The following is a 16857-nucleotide window of genomic DNA, read 5'->3' as shown; positions in this document are numbered from 1 at the left end:
TCTCCAGTTCTATTCCTATGACGATCTCATCAAACAGATGGGGCGCTATCTCTACAAATCCAATCGATTGCCCATGCAAACTTTAAACTGGATGTCACCTATCGAAATAAGAAAAACTCTACAAGGAACTAGCTCCTTGTAGAGAATACCATATCAAGTTTTTAGATAACTTTAGTTTGGTCTCACATCATTGACAAAGGTACACGGAAGATAATTTATAGTTGAAAATTCTTAATCGTACATTTTTATCCTAATAGAATCTTTAGCAAACAAAAAGCCAGCCGAAGCCAGCTAATCTGATGCGGAGAGAGGGACTTGAACCCTCACGACCTAAAGCGGTCACAGGATCCTTAGTCCTGCGCGTCTGCCAATTCCGCCATCCCCGCGATTAAGTACCTTATTAGTATAACAGGATGACTCTCCCTTGTCAAGAAAATTTTCTTAATTTTTCAAAAATCTTTATCTTTTCTTGGGGTTTTGATATTTTTGAATGTTTTAACTAGAAAATAACTTCTCTAACTCTGGAAAGTGCTAGAGAATGGCATTGTTTCTGAACTCTTTCAAATGCTCTTTTAAATCTCGAAGCATAGCTTTTCTTCCTTGAAAGCGTTCATTTCCTATTAATCGTTGATAATTGTTTAAACCTAACGGATCTAGTCCTGCCTTAAATCCTGCTATTAATTCTCTGAAAGCGACTAGTTCATCTAGAAACATTTCATGCGCCTTCAGTTTGTGCCCAATCTCGCTGACTTCCTCATAACTCTGTTTATCAAATTTTCGTTTTTGACTCTCTTGTTTGCGGATAAGATCATGGATATGGTTTCGGAATTTGGTTTTGAAATAGCGATAAAGTTTTTCTTCATCATACTCGATTCCTTCTTGGCTCAGTTGTAGCTCATACAAGACCAGCATTCCTTCTTGCTCCCAGTCGCTGGATTCCCAAAGATGAAGGTAATATTCTTTTTGACACTTGCGAACAATCCACTTTACTTTCTCATAGCTACTTTTAAAATTCATAGCTCCTCCTAAAATTATATTTTGTTGACTCTAGTCTATAGCAAATTTTAGGAGAATGCTTGAACTTATTTTGAAATGCTACTTTTTATCCTCTTCATGTCAAGCCATCCTCTCTTTCCGACATCAAAGGGACTGATGTGAGCCTGCTAATCTGACAGATTGCATTATTAAAAGGCAAGTTAGAAAAATAACAAACCCGTCAGGGATTCTTTCCTAACGGGTTTTAGTGGGTTAAAAGATTTATTTAAACTCTCTCTTATATTTTTCAGCTTCGGCCTTATTTGCCCATACATAATGACCTGGGCGAATTTCAACCATCTGAGGCGCATCTACCGAGTAATCATGCTGATCTGGATCGTAAACTTTCAATACCTTTTTACGTTCCAAAATTGGATCTGGAATCGGAACGGCAGACAAAAGCGATTGAGTATACGGATGGATTGGATTGTTGAACAGTTCTTCTGTTTCTGCAACCTCAACGATAACACCCTTGTAGATTACAGCAATCCTATCTGAAATAAAGCGAACCACTGATAAGTCGTGAGCGATAAATAGATAGGTCAAGCCAAGTTCTTTTTGGAATTTTTTCAAAAGGTTCAAGACTTGCGCCCGTACAGAAACATCCAGAGCGGAAATCGGCTCGTCTGCAATCACGAAATCAGGTTGCATAACCAAGGCGCGGGCAATACCAATCCGTTGACGCTGACCACCAGAAAATTCGTGGGGATAGCGTGTCAAATGCTCCGCTAAAAGTCCCACTTCATTAATGATTTCTTTAACTTTCTTTTGGCGTTCTTCTTCATTCTCAAACAAATGATAATTGTAAAGACCTTCTGAAATGATATAGTCAACTGTTGCACGTTCATTCAAACTAGCAGCTGGGTCTTGGAAAATCATCTGAATCTTACGAATCAGTTCTGCTTCTTCTGATTTAGATTTCTTTCCATTGATTTTTTTACCCTCATAGTAAATATCCCCAGCACTTGTATCATTCAAGCCGATAATCGCACGGCCAATCGTTGTCTTACCAGAACCAGATTCTCCTACCAGCGAAAAAGTTTCTCCCTTGTTAATAAAGAAATTTGCATTTTTTACTGCGACAAATTTCTTACTTCCTTCCCCGAAGGAAATTTCTAAATCTTTAATTTCAACTAATTTTTCAGTCATTTCCTTCCTCCTAAGCTTCTAAGTGATTGAAGCCCATTTTTGAACGAATTTTATCATGCAAGTTATTGATAACTTCTGGTTTTTCAACTTTTGGCGCATTCTCATGCAAGAGCCAAGTCTTGGCCCAATGGGTCTCTGATACCTTGAACGCAGGTGCCTGTTCCTCAAAATCAATTTCCATTGCATAATCAGAACGCAAGGCAAATGCATCACCTTTAATGGTCGAATAAAGAGATGGCGGGGTACCTGGAATGGAATAAAGTTCTCCATCCGCTGAAGCTAATTGCGGTAAGCTTGATAGCAGGCTCCATGTGTAAGGATGTTTTGGATCATAGAAGACTTCCTCAACCATTCCGTACTCAACGATTTCCCCAGCATACATAACCGCAACTTTATCTGCAATACTTGCCACAACACCAAGGTCGTGAGTGATAAAGATGGTTGTAAAATGATACTCTTGCTGAAGTGATTTGAGCAGGTCAATGATCTGCGCTTGAATGGTCACATCCAAAGCCGTTGTAGGCTCATCACAGATTAGAATATCTGGACGGCAAGCCAAGGCGATAGCGATAACAATCCGTTGACGCATCCCGCCAGAATATTGAAACGGATATTCTTCAAAACGTTTTTCAGCGTCCGGAATCCCAACTTTCGTCATGTAGTCGATAGCCATTTCTTTGGCTTCTTTACTTGTTTTTCCTTGGTGTTTGACGATTACTTCGGTAATTTGACTTCCGATTGTATTGATCGGATCCAAACTAGTCATAGGATCTTGGAAAATAGTCGCGATTTTAGCACCACGGATTGGCTCCCAATCATTGTTGCTCTTTAGAGCGGTCAAATCAGTTCCCCGATAATCAATCGTTCCTTGGGCTACACGACCGTTTTCTTCCAACATTCCAGTAAATGTTTTTGTCAAAACAGATTTACCAGAGCCAGACTCTCCAACCAAAGCTAGAACTTCACCCTCAACTAAGTCAAGGGAAACACCGCGAATGGCGGTCAATACTCTGTCACGAACGTCAAATTCCACGACAATATCGCGAGCAGTCAATATTACATTTTTATTTTTTGTCATATTTACTCCTATCTATGTGTCCGTGGATCACTTGCATCGGCTAAGTTTTGACCAACTACGAAGAAGGACAGGGATACCAAGATCAAGGTTGTCAATGGAATCCAGAAAAGGTAAGCGTTGGTAGTTACATTTTGTGAATAGTCAGAAATCAAGCGTCCCAAACTTGGTACTGTTACAGGAAGACCAAGTCCAAAGAAGGACAGGAAGGCCTCGTAAGAGATAAAGTTTGGAAGCATTTGAGAAGTTGTAGTCACGATAACAGACACCAACTGAGGCATGATATTCTTACCAATAATTTTAAGAGTTGGAGTTCCCAAAGTACGAGAAGCCAAGTTATACTCCAAATCACGGTAACGCATAATTTGAACACGGATCATGTAAGCAATCCCTACCCAGCCAGTGATAGTCATGGCAAAGATTAAGTTCCAGAAACCTGCACCGATAGAGTAGGTCAGGACGATGACAATCAAGAGACCTGGAATATTTGAAATAATATTGTAGACTTCCATCATGATACGGTCAACTGACTTGGAAATTCCCCAGAGAGCACCGACGAGAATTCCGATAAACAAGTTGATGATTGTTGCGATGATGGAGATTAGGATAGAATTCCGCGCACCAAACCACACACCGTCAAACAAAGATTTACCATTGCTGTCTGTACCGAACCAGTACTCCCCGCTGGGTTTGATATAACGCATGCTAAAGTCATTTACCTTGCTGACATCATTGAAATCGAATTTCGAGAACATGGGATAAATGAAACTCATCAGAACAATGGCTATCAGAATGCCTAGCATCACAATCGTTGATTTCTTCTTAAGGAATTGACGCATAACTGAGCGCCAATATGAATAAGCCGGTGCATCAATCGTTTCAGAGGCAAAATCGTCACGTTTGACAAATTGGAATTTACTTTTATCAATTGTAGCCATTATTTACCTCCTTTAGATGTTAATTTAATACGTGGGTCAAGTACTGTCATCAAGATATCACCTAATAAGAGGGCAAAGATTGAAAGACATGTAAAAATAAATACGAGACCGACTACCATGGAGTTATTAGATGCTTTAACGGAGTCAATCAACATTTTCCCCATACCAGGAAAGGCAAAGACTGTTTCCGTCAGGGTAGCACCTGCAATGACACCAACGATAGAAGCTGGAATACTAGATACCAATGGTACCATAGCATTTTTGAAAATATGTTTGTTAGAAATTTCTTTTTCAGAAAGACCTTTGGCACGCGCAAAACGAACAAAGTCTTGAGACTGCAAGTCAATCATATAGCGACGAATCCACACAGCAGTCCATGGTGCACTCAAAAGACCAAGGATAACAGCTGGAAGAACATATGAACGCCAATCGCTTGCTCCCAAAATCGGGAAGGAATCGGGAAGACCGACCGTAGAACCAGCTAAGCGAACAATGTAAACAAGCGCGATAGTTGGCAGTGACATCATGAAAGTCAGGCCCCCAGTAGATATACTGTCAAACCAAGTGTTTTTCAAACGCGCCATATAAGAACCAAGCGGAACAGCAATCAAATAAGAAATCGCCACACCAATCAGACCGATAATCGCCGAGCTGACAATCATCGATGGATTTTGATAGTTACTTTGAGTCGCTGTATAGGCATCACCTTTACCGTATTTCGCAATATCTTGTGAATCCGCTTTGCTCGGTGTTTTATACGTCCGAGAATAGATATTAACGGATGAAGTTTTCTTACCTGTTGGAAATTGAACTTCGGAAGATTTTGTTTGTCCTTGACCTTGTGTGATAACCTGAAGAACAGGAATATTAGCATAGGTAGGATAAGAATTTCCTAAATTAAAAGTAATGAAGTTCTGATGAATATATGGAAATTGTCCATTGAAGTAAAGCAGGTATTTATGTTTCGTACCCGAACCAACTACAGACCAGCCTACTGCTGGGTCATTTTCAAAACGAATATAACGTTCTAGATTTGGATTGTCTTTATCTTGAACAACATTAGGATGATCAATTTGGATCAGATTAGCATAAAACTCAAATACGCGTTCATAAACTGGAACTTCACGTACTGCATAGAATTCCTTGCTTTCAGAGAATTGATACAGTTTCCAACCATTTCCAATTTTTGCAATATAGTCTTCGTAAATCTTTTTGTTTGCATCTGTTCCTTCAGTAGTAACTGCTGGATTCTCTTTACTTGCTTTTTCTTGTAATTCCTTAGTATCGTAATAATCAACATAGCCCATGCGTTCAAAGATGGTATTTTCATAGTTTGCCTTCTTATCTTTCGTAGTAGCTATCTTGTTATAATTGGGGTCTTGTCTAAAAATCAACCTTCTTGGAACCATGGTATAGATGATGGTATAGGTTAGGGTCGTTACCAAGAAAATCGACACGATTGAGCGTAAAATACGCATTAAAATGTATTTTTTCATTTATCGTTTCCTTTAAATTTCAAAAGAACTTTCTCTCGCTATCAGAGAAAGTTCTAGTGAACGATTTATTCTACATGACTTTCGAGATCTTTTTGTGCTTTCGCATTTGACTCTTCTTTTTCTTTCAGCCATTTTTCACGAGCTGAATCGTAGTCTTTCTTAGTAACAGCATCTGACTTCAGTTTCATATACTTAAAGTATGTGGAAGACGTCTTGTTACCAGTTTGCGCATAGGCACCAGAGAACGGCTCAACACGTGATAGGAATGGTGCTGCACCAGGATTTGCCATCAATGGAACAACAAGAGAATTATCTGTCAGCCAAGCCTGAGCTGCCGCATATTTTTCGTAGCGAGTTGCAACATCTGATGTTTCTTTGCCGGCTTCATCCACCAAGCGGTCAAATTCTTCCATGCCGACTTGTTTAGCAGCCGCATTGTCAGCTCCTTCAAAACCAAGGTAGGTCTTTGTCGTTTCAGCTGCTGTAGTTTTCAAAATGTCTAAATAAGTTGATGGATCTTGATAGTCAGGGTTCCAACCAACTGCCGTTGAGATATCCCAGTCTTCGCCAGCAGCATTTGGTGCGTAGTAAGTAATGTTGTAAAGATCATCTTCCGACATTTGTTGAATATCTACAACAACATTCTCAGCTCCCAAAGTCTTTTCAACAGATTGTTTGAGTGACTGTGCACGGTTAACCATTGGCTTAGAAGTCTGAGCTACTGGAAGATCCAGATGGATTGGGAATTCTACTCCCTCTGCTTGCAGGGCAGCTTTTGCTTTTGCAAACTCTGCTTTTGCCTTCTCAGCATTAAAGAGACCATCTTGGCCGTCGTCTAAGTTAACACCTTTCCACTCATCCCCCAAGCCTGCAACTTTTTCTTCAACAACATCACCAAAGGATTTTTCTCCGACTTGGACAAATGTAGGTGGTACATAAGTATTGCGGACGGCATAAGGAGCACCCTCTTCACCATTGATTTGTGCTGAGTATGATGTACGGTCGATGGCAAAGTTCAAGGCTTGACGGAAGTCTTTATTGAGGATAGCTTTCTTGGTAGCAGCTTTCTGCGCATCTGATGTCTTGCTAGTATGGTTGTAGCTTTGACGGTCAATATTGACACCCATAACCGCTACACCAGCACTTGGTGGCGTGAAGAAGATATTGTCTTTGAATTCTTTTTCCACACCTGCATAGTTTGAGCTGGTCGGATAGAGACGTGCTACTGTATAGACACTGTCTTTGAAACTGCGAGCTAAAGAATCTTGGTCCTGTCCATCAAAATAAGACAATTTGATGGTATCGATATGGACATTTTCCTTATCCCAGTAGTTTTCGTTCTTTTGGTACTCAACTGCTGACTTAGCCGTGATAGACTTCATCAAGAATGGTCCGTTATAGAGAATAGAAGTTGGGTCAGTTGATTGACCAAATTTATCACCTTGTTTTGTCAGGAATTCTTCATTAATTGGCCACATGATTTGTGACGTTGTTTTTGAATTCCACTGTGGTTCAGGTTGATTGAGAGTATATTGAAGGGTATGATCGTCAACTGCTTTGACTCCAACAGTAGAGAAGTCCGTTGTTTTGCCATTCACATAGTCATCCAAACCTTTTACAGATTGTTGAACGAGATAAAGAGCTTCAGATTTCTTGTCAGCAGCGTGTTTCAAACCAGTCACGAAGTCATGAGCTGTTACAGCACCGTATTCTTCGCCTTCTGAAGTATACCATTTGGCATCTTTACGGATTTTATAAGTATAAGTCAAGCCATCTTTAGACACAGTCCATGACTCAGCAACAGAAGGAACAAAGTTTCCATACTGGTCATTTTCCAACAAACCGTCCACACCATTTGTCACGAAATCAGCTGTAGATGCTTTACCAGATGTCACATAGTCCAATGTTTCTGGATCCGCAGTATATACATAGTTATAGGCAGTTGATGCACCTTTTGATGAATTTGAACTTGAACAAGCAGCCAAGACTCCTACTGCAAGAAGACTTACTCCAGCTAATGCCAGAACTCTACTTTTACGCATAATCGCTCTCCTTTAGTGAGTGTTTTTTAGATTTATTTAAGATTATATCATATCTAGATTCAAAAGTAAACTTAATTTTCTGAACATTCACGCCAAATGCGTTGAGTTCACTTTCTCTATTGCCACAAAAAGAACCTCATCATTGCATTGCGAATGATGAGATTCTGGAGGCTTTATTTCACATGGTTTTCTAATTCTTTTTGGGCTTTAAGATTAGATTCTTCTTTTTCTTTTTCCCATTTTTCCAAAGCTTTTTGATAATCTGTTACCGTCAAGATTTTATCTTGAAGCTCCATTCCCTTAAATACATAGATATCCCCTTTAATACCTACATAAGAGTAAGCTTTAGTAAACGGCACAACTTTTTGAACCATTGGAGAACCACCACCAGAGATGGATGGAATCACAACTGAGCTGTCGGTCAACCAAGCTTGAGCAGCTGCATATTTGGTGTAACGAGCATTGGTATCTTGCTTTTCTGCATCCGCTTGTTCCAAAAGGGTCTTGTACTCATTCAAGCCAACTTTAGAAGCAATATCTTGACTTTGACCTTTTGTCAGACCAATATTATCCAATATATCCCCTGTTTCTGGGTTAAAGATATTGAGATAAGTAGATGGATCTTGGTAATCTGCTGACCAGCCAGACATGTTGAGGTCATAGTCTTTTTGAGCAGCTGTTTCAGCGAAATAAGTTGAGTTATCAAAATCATCTGTTGACATCTGATGCACATCAATCACAACATTTTCTTGTCCAAGAGATGCTTCGACAGATTGTTTGAAGGAATTGGTCCGCTGCACCATGATTTTATCTGTCTGATCGACTGGTACATCTAGGTGAATTGGGAATTCAACTCCTTGGGCTTGCAAGGTTTCCTTAGCTTTAGCAAATTCTGCCTTAGCCTTGTCCGGATTGTAAATGCTGTCCTGCCCATCAGCTAGTTTGACCCCTTTCCATTCATCACCGTAAGAAGTCAGCTGTGCTTCAACGACATCTGAGAAGTCCTTGCCATCCACTTGCACAAAACCAGGAGGCACTAGCAGTGTTCTGATAATCTTGGTCGCGCCGTCATTTCCATTCATCTGTGCGCCAAATGATGTACGGTCAAAAGCAAAGTTGATTGCCTGACGGAAGTCTTTGTTTTGAATCGCTTCTTTGCTGGCAGCTTTTTGTGCATCTGTCTTAGAAGTGTGGTTATATGCCTGACGATTTAGGTTAAAGCTATAGAAATAGCTAGTTGAATTTTGTGGAGAAAAGATGATATTGTCTTTATATTTCTTTTCTACTGAGGCATAATTGGAGCTGGTTGGATAGAGGCGAGCCTGAGTATAGGCACCGTCTGTGAAGTTGCGCACCAATGATTCTTGGTCAGAGCCATCATAGTAAGTCAGCTTGACATCTTCGATCTTCACGTTATCCTTATCCCAATAGTTTTGGTTTTTAGAGTATTCAATAACAGACTTGGAAGTGTAAGCCTTTAAGATATATGGGCCATTGTAGAGGATACCTGAAGGACGCACTGTACCAAAGTCTTTGCCTTCTTTATTGAGGAAGTCTTCGTTGATTGGGAAGAGGATTCCCATTGTCGTCTTAGAATTCCAGTAGCTTTCTGGCTGGTTCAAGGTATATTCTACGGTATGATCATCGATTGCTTTGACACCTACAGTAGAGAAGTCATTATTCTCCCCTTTGATATAAGCGTCTAAGCCCTTGATAGAAGTTTGCACAATTGGCAATGCTTCTGATTTCTCATCTGCAGCATGCTTGAGACCCGTTACAAAGTCCTGAGCTTTGACATCAGCGTATTCTTCACCATCTGCTGTATACCATTTAGCATCCTTACGCAACTTATAAGTATAAGTCAAACCGTCTTTAGACACAGTCCAGTCCTCAGCCAACGACGGTATGATATTCCCATACTGATCGTTTTCTAAAAGACCGTCTACCAAATTAGCAATAATGTCAGATGTAGAAGCACGATTGGAGTTCACATAGTCCAATGTATCCGGATCTGTACTATAGACATAGGAATATGTCTTTGCTGAGCTAGCACCAGAATTACCACAGGCTCCTAAAAAGAGCGCTGATGCAGCAACTAGGCCAGTGATTGCCAACCATTTAGATTTTTTCATGAGCAAATCTCCTTCTCAAGTATTTTGTATTATTATACATTATTTTCAAGCAAAAACAAAGAGTAATCTAGAGAATTAGCAAATTTATTTTTCCTATCAAGCCTTTTTAGAGTTAAAATCAAGAGATTGTTAGAAAAAATTTGAATTTCTCGTCTTCTTTTATAAAAATACGATTTGTTTCATAAATAATAAATCGTCGCAATCTTTTTAAAAATCATTTCTCATACAAGAGCATTTTTTATGATACAATGGAATTAATCTTACGTTAGGGGAAAGAAATGAAAAAATTATTATTGATTTTATTCCTAATCATTGGCATGGGAGCAGCAACTGTTAAAGCAGATGAGTATGACCTTGCTGCTAAGAGTGCCATCGCTGTTGACGCTTCCTCTGGAAAAATATTATACGAAAAAAACTCGACAACTCCAATCGAAGTCGGATCAATTACCCACCTTTTGACAGCCTATTTAGTTTACGAAGCGATTTCAGAAGGGAAATTAAGCCTTGATACTGATGTCGATATTTCCGATTACGCCTATAATCTGACAGCAAATCCCTATATTACGAACCTACCTCTTGAGGCCCGCCGCTACACAGTCGAGGAATTGCTGGAAGCCTCCCTGCTAATCAGTGCCAACAGTGCTACAATCGCTTTAGCAGAAAAAGTTGCTGGAAGTGAAGAAAACTTTGTCAAAATGATGAAAGACAAACTAAAAGAATGGAAGATCACTGACGCCATTATTTTAAATGCTACAGGGACCGATACCCGATTACTGGATGGAACAATTGATGAAAATAACACAGTTGATTCAACTGAATCAACCGAAACAAGTGAAAAAAAATCCAAAGACAAAAAAGACAAAGACACCGAAAATAAATTCAGCGCTTATGCACTTGCTGTGATTACCTATCACCTACTAAAAGACTACCCTCAAATTATTGATATCACCTCTAAACCTAAGGGAAATTTTGCAGGGATTGAGCTGGGAAATTACAATCTTATGCTTGAAGGGCTGCCTAGTTTTCGCTCTGGAGTAGATGGATTGAAAACGGGAGGTTCTGAAAAGGGTGGGGCTTCATTTGTAGCTACCACTACAGAAAAAGGGGTTCGGCTCATTACAGTTGTTTTAGGGGTTGAACAGGAAGCCAATGATCCCTATATACGATTCAGCCTTACTTCCAGCCTGATGAGTTACGTCTCTCAAAACTTCGTCCAAACCGTGCTTGTGCAAAAGGGAGAAGCTTACAAGAGTTCTCAAGTAAACATAAAGGATGGAAAGCAGAATACTGAGGTTGCCGTCGCAAGCGAGGACTTCGTTATTATAGAGCGAATCGGTAACCAAGCTGAAGCAAAACTGAAATTTTCTGCTGAACACCCAGAGTTTCAAGCACCTATGAAAAAGGGCACTGAGATTGGTACATTGACCTATATAGACCCTGAGCCTATCGGACAAGGCTATTTAGAAAATAAACAACCCTCCATCTCGATGGTAACAGGAAAAAAAGTTGAAAAAGCCATCTTTTTTAAAGTCTGGTGGAATGACTTTGTCCGTTTCGTAAACGAAAAATTATAAAGAATAACCGCGAATCAAATGATTCGCGGTTATTTGTATAGTTTATGGATGTTTAACGCAAACTAGAAAATATCTTTGAAGATTAACTCGCAATCGAGTATTCCGCTACTGTTTAAAAGGTTCTCTGAATCTTTTAAACACTTTGATTAGGCAAAGATTTATCCACAATTTAAAAAGAGTCTAACGTCTCTTTTTAACCAACTGATCCTTCCATTTCATAGCTGATCAGGCGGTTGAGCTCAACAGCATATTCCATGGGCAGTTCTTTAGTGAAAGGCTCGACAAAGCCCATGACAATCATTTCGGTTGCTTCGGACTCCGACAAGCCACGGCTCATGAGGTAGTAGAGCTGCTCTTCAGAAATCTTAGAAACTTTAGCTTCATGTTCCAAAGCCACCTGCGAGTTGTGGATTTCATTAAATGGAATGGTGTCTGAAGCAGACAAGTCATCCATGATAATGGTATCACACTCGATATGGCTGACAGATTTCTTAGAATTCCGAGCAAAGGTCACTTGGCCACGGTAGTCTACTTTACCTCCGCCCTTGGCAATGGACTTAGACACAATAGACGAGCTGGTGTGTGGCGCATTGTGAATCATCTTAGCGCCTGTATCCTGATGCTGGCCTGCATTGGCAAAGGCAATAGACAACATGGTTCCACGCGCCCCAGGTCCGTCCAGATAAACAGATGGATACTTCATGGTTGTTTTGGCACCAAGGTTCCCGTCAATCCACTCAACTGTCGCATCTTTCATAGCCCGAGCTCGTTTGGTTACAAGGTTATAAACGTTATCAGACCAGTTTTGAATAGTCGTATAACGCATATAGGCGCCGTCAAGAGCAAAGATTTCGACAATAGCCGCATGCAAGCTGTTACTTGAATAAGTCGGAGCTGTACATCCTTCTACGTAGTGGACACTTGCTCCCTCGTCAACGATAATCAAAGTCCGCTCAAACTGACCTGTGTTTTCATTGTTGATACGAAAGTAGGTCTGGAGCGGAATATCAACCTTGACACCTTTTGGTACATAGATAAAGGTACCACCAGACCAAACCGCTGAATTAAGGGCTGCCAACTTATTATCTGTCGGAGGAACCAGCTTAGCAAAATACTGTTTAAACAAATCTGGGTATTCCTTGAGAGCTGAGTCGGTATCCGTAAAGACAATGCCTAGCTTTTGGAACTCTTCCTTCATATTGTGATAAACTACTTCTGATTCATATTGGGCAGCTGCCCCAGCGAGGTAAGCCCGCTCGGCTTCTGGAATCCCAATCCGCTCAAAAGTTTCCTTGATCTTCTCAGGTACATCATCCCAGCTTCTAGCCGGCTTATCAGAAGCCTTTTGGTAATAAATCAAGTCGTCGAAATTAATCTCTGACAGATCCGGCCCCCAGGTCTGCATAGGCATCTTCTTGAATACTTCATAGGATTTGAGGCGGAAATCCAGCATCCATTCTGGTTCATCCTTGGCTGCTGAAAGCTCATGAATGACCGCTTCATTCAGCCCTTTCCCTGTCGAGAGAACAGGTTCAACATCGTCATGGAAACCAAACTTGTACTCACCGAGATCAATCGGTTTTGGTTCTACTCTTTCTTCTGACATAATTTCCTTTCACGTTCTTACTTTTTATCTTCTTCAATCGCTCGCTTGAGGGCATTCCAACCCAAGGTCGCACACTTAATCCGCTGCGGGAATTTGGCAACGCCTGCTAAAAAAGCGGCATCTCCCAATTCTTTCTGGCGACTATCTTCTTGGCCCTGAACCATCTGCGAGAAGACCTCTGCTAATTCCAGTGCCTGCTCTTTTGTCTTTCCCAAAACTGCATCCGTCATCATGCTAGCCGAAGCCGTTGAGATGGTACAGCCAGAATTAACAAAGGCAATATCCTCAATCTGATCCTCAGCATTAAACTTCACTGACAGGCTGATAACATCGCCACAGGTCGGATTATTGAGGACTACCTGCTCCACATCTTCCAATTTCCCATGATGATGGGGGTGAGCCGAATGGTCGGTCACGACTGCCTTGTAAAGACTGTCTAACTTAGAAAGCGCCATTGAAAAACTCCTTTGTCTTTTCTAAAGCATCTACCAGCTTGTCACAATCTGCATAGGTGTTATAGATATAAAAGCTGGCCCGCACAGTCGCTGGCACCTGCAGATAGGTGAGCAAAGGCTGGGCACAATGGTGACCCGCCCGAACAGCTACTCCTTCGTAGTCTAGAGCCGTCGCGACATCATGCGGATGGAGACCATCCAGATTAAAGGCAATCACGCCTGAGCGCTGGGCCAAATCCTGAGAGCCATAAATCGTCAACCCTTCTACTGCCTGCAGCTTAGGAAATACGTAGGCAATCAGGTCCTGCTCATGCTGAGCAATGGCATCCATACCCAAGTCTTCCAAATAATCAATGGCCGCCGCAAGACCGATTGCTCCAGCCATATTCGGAGTACCGGCCTCAAACTTCCACGGGAGCTCCTTCCAGGTCGCTTCCTGCTCATAGACAAAATCAATCATTTCGCCGCCAAACTCGACTGGCGACATCTGCTCTAGCAGCTCTTCCTTGCCATAGAGAACCCCGATACCAGTCGGACCTGTCATCTTATGTCCCGAAAAGGCGAAGAAGTCTACATCCAAATCCTGCACATCAATCTTCATGTGCGGAATGGATTGAGCCCCATCTACCACCAAAATTGCTCCTTGCTGATGAACCAGCTGGGCAATCTCCTTGATGGGATTGATGACACCGAGGACATTGGAAGCATGAGCCAGAGAGACAAACTTGGTTTGCTCATTGAGCTTGGCACGGAAATCTTCCATATCCAGAGCACCGTCCTTGAGATAGACATAGACTAGCTTAGCTCCGGTCTTCCTACAAGCTTCCTGCCAAGGAATAACATTGGAATGGTGCTCCATGATAGAAATCAACACTTCATCACCAGGCTGCAGCCTTTCAGCCGCAAACTGAGCCACCCAATTAAGACTCGTTGTGGTCCCTCGTGTAAAGAGGACTTCTCTGCTAGAAGCTGCATTGATAAAAGAACGAACTCTTTCTCTGGCTGCTTCATAGGCTGCAGTTGCCCGCTCAGCTAGCGTATGCACACCGCGGTGGACGTTGGCATTGTCTCTAAGATAGTAGTTTTCAATAGCTGCCAGCACCTGCTTGGGTTTCTGGGTTGTCGCCGCATTATCCAAATAAACCAAAGGCTCATCATTGACAATTTGGTCCAAAATGGGAAAATCTTGCTTGATTGCTTCTGCATTAAATCCGGACATGAAGACTCCTATCTAACTTATACGGGACAAGGCCCAGCTTTTTATCTTTTTGCGAGAATAATATCAATATTTTCAATCATTTCATCGCGGACTTCTTTGACAGGGATTTCTACAATCACTGAGCCTAAGAAGCCACGCACGACCAAGCGTTCAGCCGTCGCCTTATCTAGACCCCGACTCATGAGGTAGTACATATCCTCTGGATCCACCTGACCGATAGAAGCCGCGTGACCCGCTGTCACATCGTTCTCATCAATCAAGAGAATCGGGTTAGCATCTGAGCGCGCTTGGTCAGACAGCATGAGAACCCGGCTTTCCTGCTGGGCATCTGCTCCCTTAGCTCCTTTGATAATATGACCGATACCATTGAAGGTCAAGGTCCCTTTTTCTAGAATAACCCCGTGCTGCAGGATATTTCCGATAGAGTTGCAGCCATAGTTAGTCACTCGGGTGTCAATTCCCTGAACCTGCTTACCGCTTGAGAGAGCCACCACTTTCATATCCGCATGGCTGCCCTTGCCATAGAGGTCGCTGTCAAAGTCAGCCACCACATTACCTTCGTTCATAACGCCGATAGCCCAGTCAATCATGGCATCATTGTCTAGCTTGCCACGACGGCTGATATAAGCTGTTACATTTTCGCCCAAGCGGTCAATGGCTGAAAACTTAATCTGAGCTCCAGCTTGGGCAATGACTTCAACAGTGATATTAGCTGTTGTCGGAACAGTCCCTTGACCGTAAGTCTCCAAGCGTTCCAAGTAGTTAACCTTTGAGTGCTTGCCTGCGATAATCAAAATATGCTTGTTAAAAGGAACATCGCTCTCGCTGTCCTGATAAAAAATCCCTTCAATCGGCTGGTCGATCTCAACATTATCCGGCACATAAAGCACTGCGCCGCTGTTGAAATAAGCCATGTGATAAGCTGCCAATTTGTCCTCGTCGTACTTGACTGCGGACATGAAATGCTGCTCCACCAGCTGTGGAATCTCCTCCAAAGCAGAGTGGAAATCGGTAAAAACCACGCCTTGCTCTGCCAAGTCGGCTGGAAGCTGCTCAAGGACAGTTTGGGTTCCCATTTGGATAAACTTGAGATTGTCTCCGAGAGCCGTAAAATCTGGCACACTGGTCAAAGGCTCGCTATCAGAAATCCGTCCGTCTCCCAGATTCCAGCGGTGAAATTTAACCCGCTCAATAACTGGCAAATCCAGTTGGTCCATCTTGTCAAAAGCCTGCTGACGGAGATTTGCCAACCATACTGGTTCTGCGTGAAGCTGTGAAAATTCGTGAATTAATTCTTTCGTCATGTCATTCTCCTATCTTTTATCAAAGTCAAAAGAATGTTTGACTAAGCTTCCTCAGTGTAGTTGAAGCCCAACTCTTCAGCCAACTTAGCATAGCCTTCTTTCTCCAAGCGGATTGCCAATTCTGGACCGCCAGAAAGAACGACTTTACCATCCATCATGACATGAACTACATCTGGAGTGATATAGTTGAGCAGGCGTTGGTAGTGGGTGATAATCATAGCCCCAAAACCTTTACCGCGCATAGCGTTGACCCCTTTAGAAACGACCTTGAGGGCATCAATATCTAGACCCGAGTCAATCTCATCCAAGAGTGCAAAAGTTGGCTCTAGCATGAGCAACTGCAGAATTTCATTGCGTTTCTTTTCCCCGCCTGAAAAACCTTCATTGAGGTAGCGCTCAGCCATTTCTTCTTTCATGTTGAGCAGTTCCATCTTTTCATCTAGTTTCGTGATGAAATCACGGACAGAGATTTTTTCATCGTCTTCCTTGCCCGCATTCATAGCTGCACGGAGAAACTCTGCATTGGTAATACCAGGAATCTCACTAGGGTACTGCATAGCGAGGAAGAGTCCCATACGAGCACGCTCGTCTACTTCCAGTTCCAAGATATTGACCCCATCAAAAAGCACCTCTCCTTGAGTCACTTCATAGTTAGGGTTGCCCATGATGGCTGCAGACAGTGTAGACTTCCCTGTTCCATTTGGTCCCATGATGGCTGCAACTTCTCCTGTTTTCAGGGTCAAGTTGACTCCCTTAAGAATTTTCTTCCCTTCAATTTCAACATGAAGGTCTTTGATTTCCAATACAGACATGATTGTTTTCCTTTCCTTTT

At 41.9% G+C, this 16857-nt stretch carries 13 protein-coding genes, 1 tRNA gene and 1 pseudogene; 2 read left to right on the top strand and 13 right to left on the bottom strand.

Annotated elements, in window-relative coordinates; translation table 11 throughout:
• Positions 1-142, top strand: a pseudogene (locus FZ952_RS03555) (IS481 family transposase); the annotation flags it as partial.
• A gap of 158 nt (positions 143-300) precedes the next feature.
• On the opposite strand, the gene FZ952_RS03550 reads toward FZ952_RS03555, so the two are convergent.
• The 8 genes from FZ952_RS03550 to FZ952_RS03515 all read right to left on the bottom strand — a co-directional run bounded on the left by FZ952_RS03550 (position 301) and on the right by FZ952_RS03515 (position 9867).
• Positions 301-386: transfer RNA gene (locus FZ952_RS03550), tRNA-Leu, on the bottom strand.
• A 145-nt stretch (positions 387-531) separates the two neighbouring features.
• The gene (locus FZ952_RS03545; protein ID WP_148880627.1) at positions 532-1017 is read right to left on the bottom strand and encodes a sigma-70 family RNA polymerase sigma factor; all 486 of its coding nucleotides are present in this window, start codon (positions 1015-1017) and stop codon (positions 532-534) included.
• A gap of 240 nt (positions 1018-1257) precedes the next feature.
• Positions 1258-2184, bottom strand: a complete 927-nt coding sequence (locus tag FZ952_RS03540) for an ATP-binding cassette domain-containing protein (RefSeq protein ID WP_037616160.1) — start codon at positions 2182-2184, stop codon at positions 1258-1260.
• 10 nt (positions 2185-2194) lie between these two features.
• Positions 2195-3262 (bottom strand): ABC transporter ATP-binding protein, encoded by a 1068-nt coding sequence (locus tag FZ952_RS03535; protein ID WP_148880626.1) that lies wholly within the window; start codon positions 3260-3262, stop codon positions 2195-2197.
• 8 nt (positions 3263-3270) lie between these two features.
• Positions 3271-4197, bottom strand: coding sequence for an oligopeptide ABC transporter permease OppC (oppC, locus tag FZ952_RS03530; protein ID WP_148880625.1), 927 nt, complete (start codon positions 4195-4197; stop codon positions 3271-3273).
• A complete protein-coding gene (locus FZ952_RS03525; RefSeq protein ID WP_062200412.1) occupies positions 4197-5693 on the bottom strand; it encodes an ABC transporter permease in 1497 nt (498 codons plus the stop codon). The genes oppC and FZ952_RS03525 overlap by 1 nt, the downstream gene beginning before the upstream one ends.
• Positions 5694-5758: 65 nt before the next feature.
• Positions 5759-7735 (bottom strand): peptide ABC transporter substrate-binding protein, encoded by a 1977-nt coding sequence (locus tag FZ952_RS03520; RefSeq protein ID WP_148880624.1) that lies wholly within the window; start codon positions 7733-7735, stop codon positions 5759-5761.
• Between the two features lie 173 nt (positions 7736-7908).
• Complete coding sequence (locus FZ952_RS03515) at positions 7909-9867, bottom strand: peptide ABC transporter substrate-binding protein (RefSeq protein WP_187423860.1); 1959 nt, start codon at positions 9865-9867, stop codon at positions 7909-7911.
• 278 nt (positions 9868-10145) lie between these two features.
• Between FZ952_RS03515 and pbp3 the strand changes: the two genes are divergently transcribed.
• Positions 10146-11441, top strand: a complete 1296-nt coding sequence (gene pbp3, locus FZ952_RS03510) for a D-alanyl-D-alanine carboxypeptidase PBP3 (protein ID WP_148880622.1) — start codon at positions 10146-10148, stop codon at positions 11439-11441.
• Between the two features lie 193 nt (positions 11442-11634).
• Here pbp3 and sufB read toward each other — a convergent pair whose 3' ends face one another.
• The 5 genes from sufB to sufC are packed head-to-tail and all read right to left on the bottom strand — an operon-like array spanning position 11635 to position 16837.
• On the bottom strand, positions 11635-13047 hold the full coding sequence (gene sufB / locus FZ952_RS03505) for a Fe-S cluster assembly protein SufB (RefSeq protein ID WP_148880621.1): 1413 nt from the start codon (positions 13045-13047) through the stop codon (positions 11635-11637).
• A gap of 17 nt (positions 13048-13064) precedes the next feature.
• The gene (gene sufU, locus FZ952_RS03500) at positions 13065-13502 is read right to left on the bottom strand and encodes a Fe-S cluster assembly sulfur transfer protein SufU (protein ID WP_148880620.1); all 438 of its coding nucleotides are present in this window, start codon (positions 13500-13502) and stop codon (positions 13065-13067) included.
• A complete protein-coding gene (locus FZ952_RS03495) occupies positions 13489-14721 on the bottom strand; it encodes a cysteine desulfurase (protein WP_148880619.1) in 1233 nt (410 codons plus the stop codon). The genes sufU and FZ952_RS03495 overlap by 14 nt, the downstream gene beginning before the upstream one ends.
• Positions 14722-14762: 41 nt before the next feature.
• Positions 14763-16025 carry a Fe-S cluster assembly protein SufD gene (gene sufD, locus FZ952_RS03490; RefSeq protein ID WP_148880618.1) on the bottom strand — a complete coding sequence of 421 codons (1263 nt, stop codon included), beginning with the start codon at positions 16023-16025 and terminating at the stop codon, positions 14763-14765.
• Positions 16026-16066: 41 nt separating this feature from the next.
• Complete coding sequence (gene sufC / locus FZ952_RS03485; protein ID WP_148880617.1) at positions 16067-16837, bottom strand: Fe-S cluster assembly ATPase SufC; 771 nt, start codon at positions 16835-16837, stop codon at positions 16067-16069.
• Between the last annotated feature and the right edge of the window lie 20 nt (positions 16838-16857).

Source organism: Streptococcus sp. Marseille-P7376 (assembly GCF_902460385.1).
Classification (GTDB): Bacteria; Bacillota; Bacilli; order Lactobacillales; family Streptococcaceae; genus Streptococcus; species Streptococcus sinensis.
The sequence above is the reverse complement of the archived record's forward strand: the minus strand, read 5'-3'. Positions and strand labels throughout refer to the sequence as shown.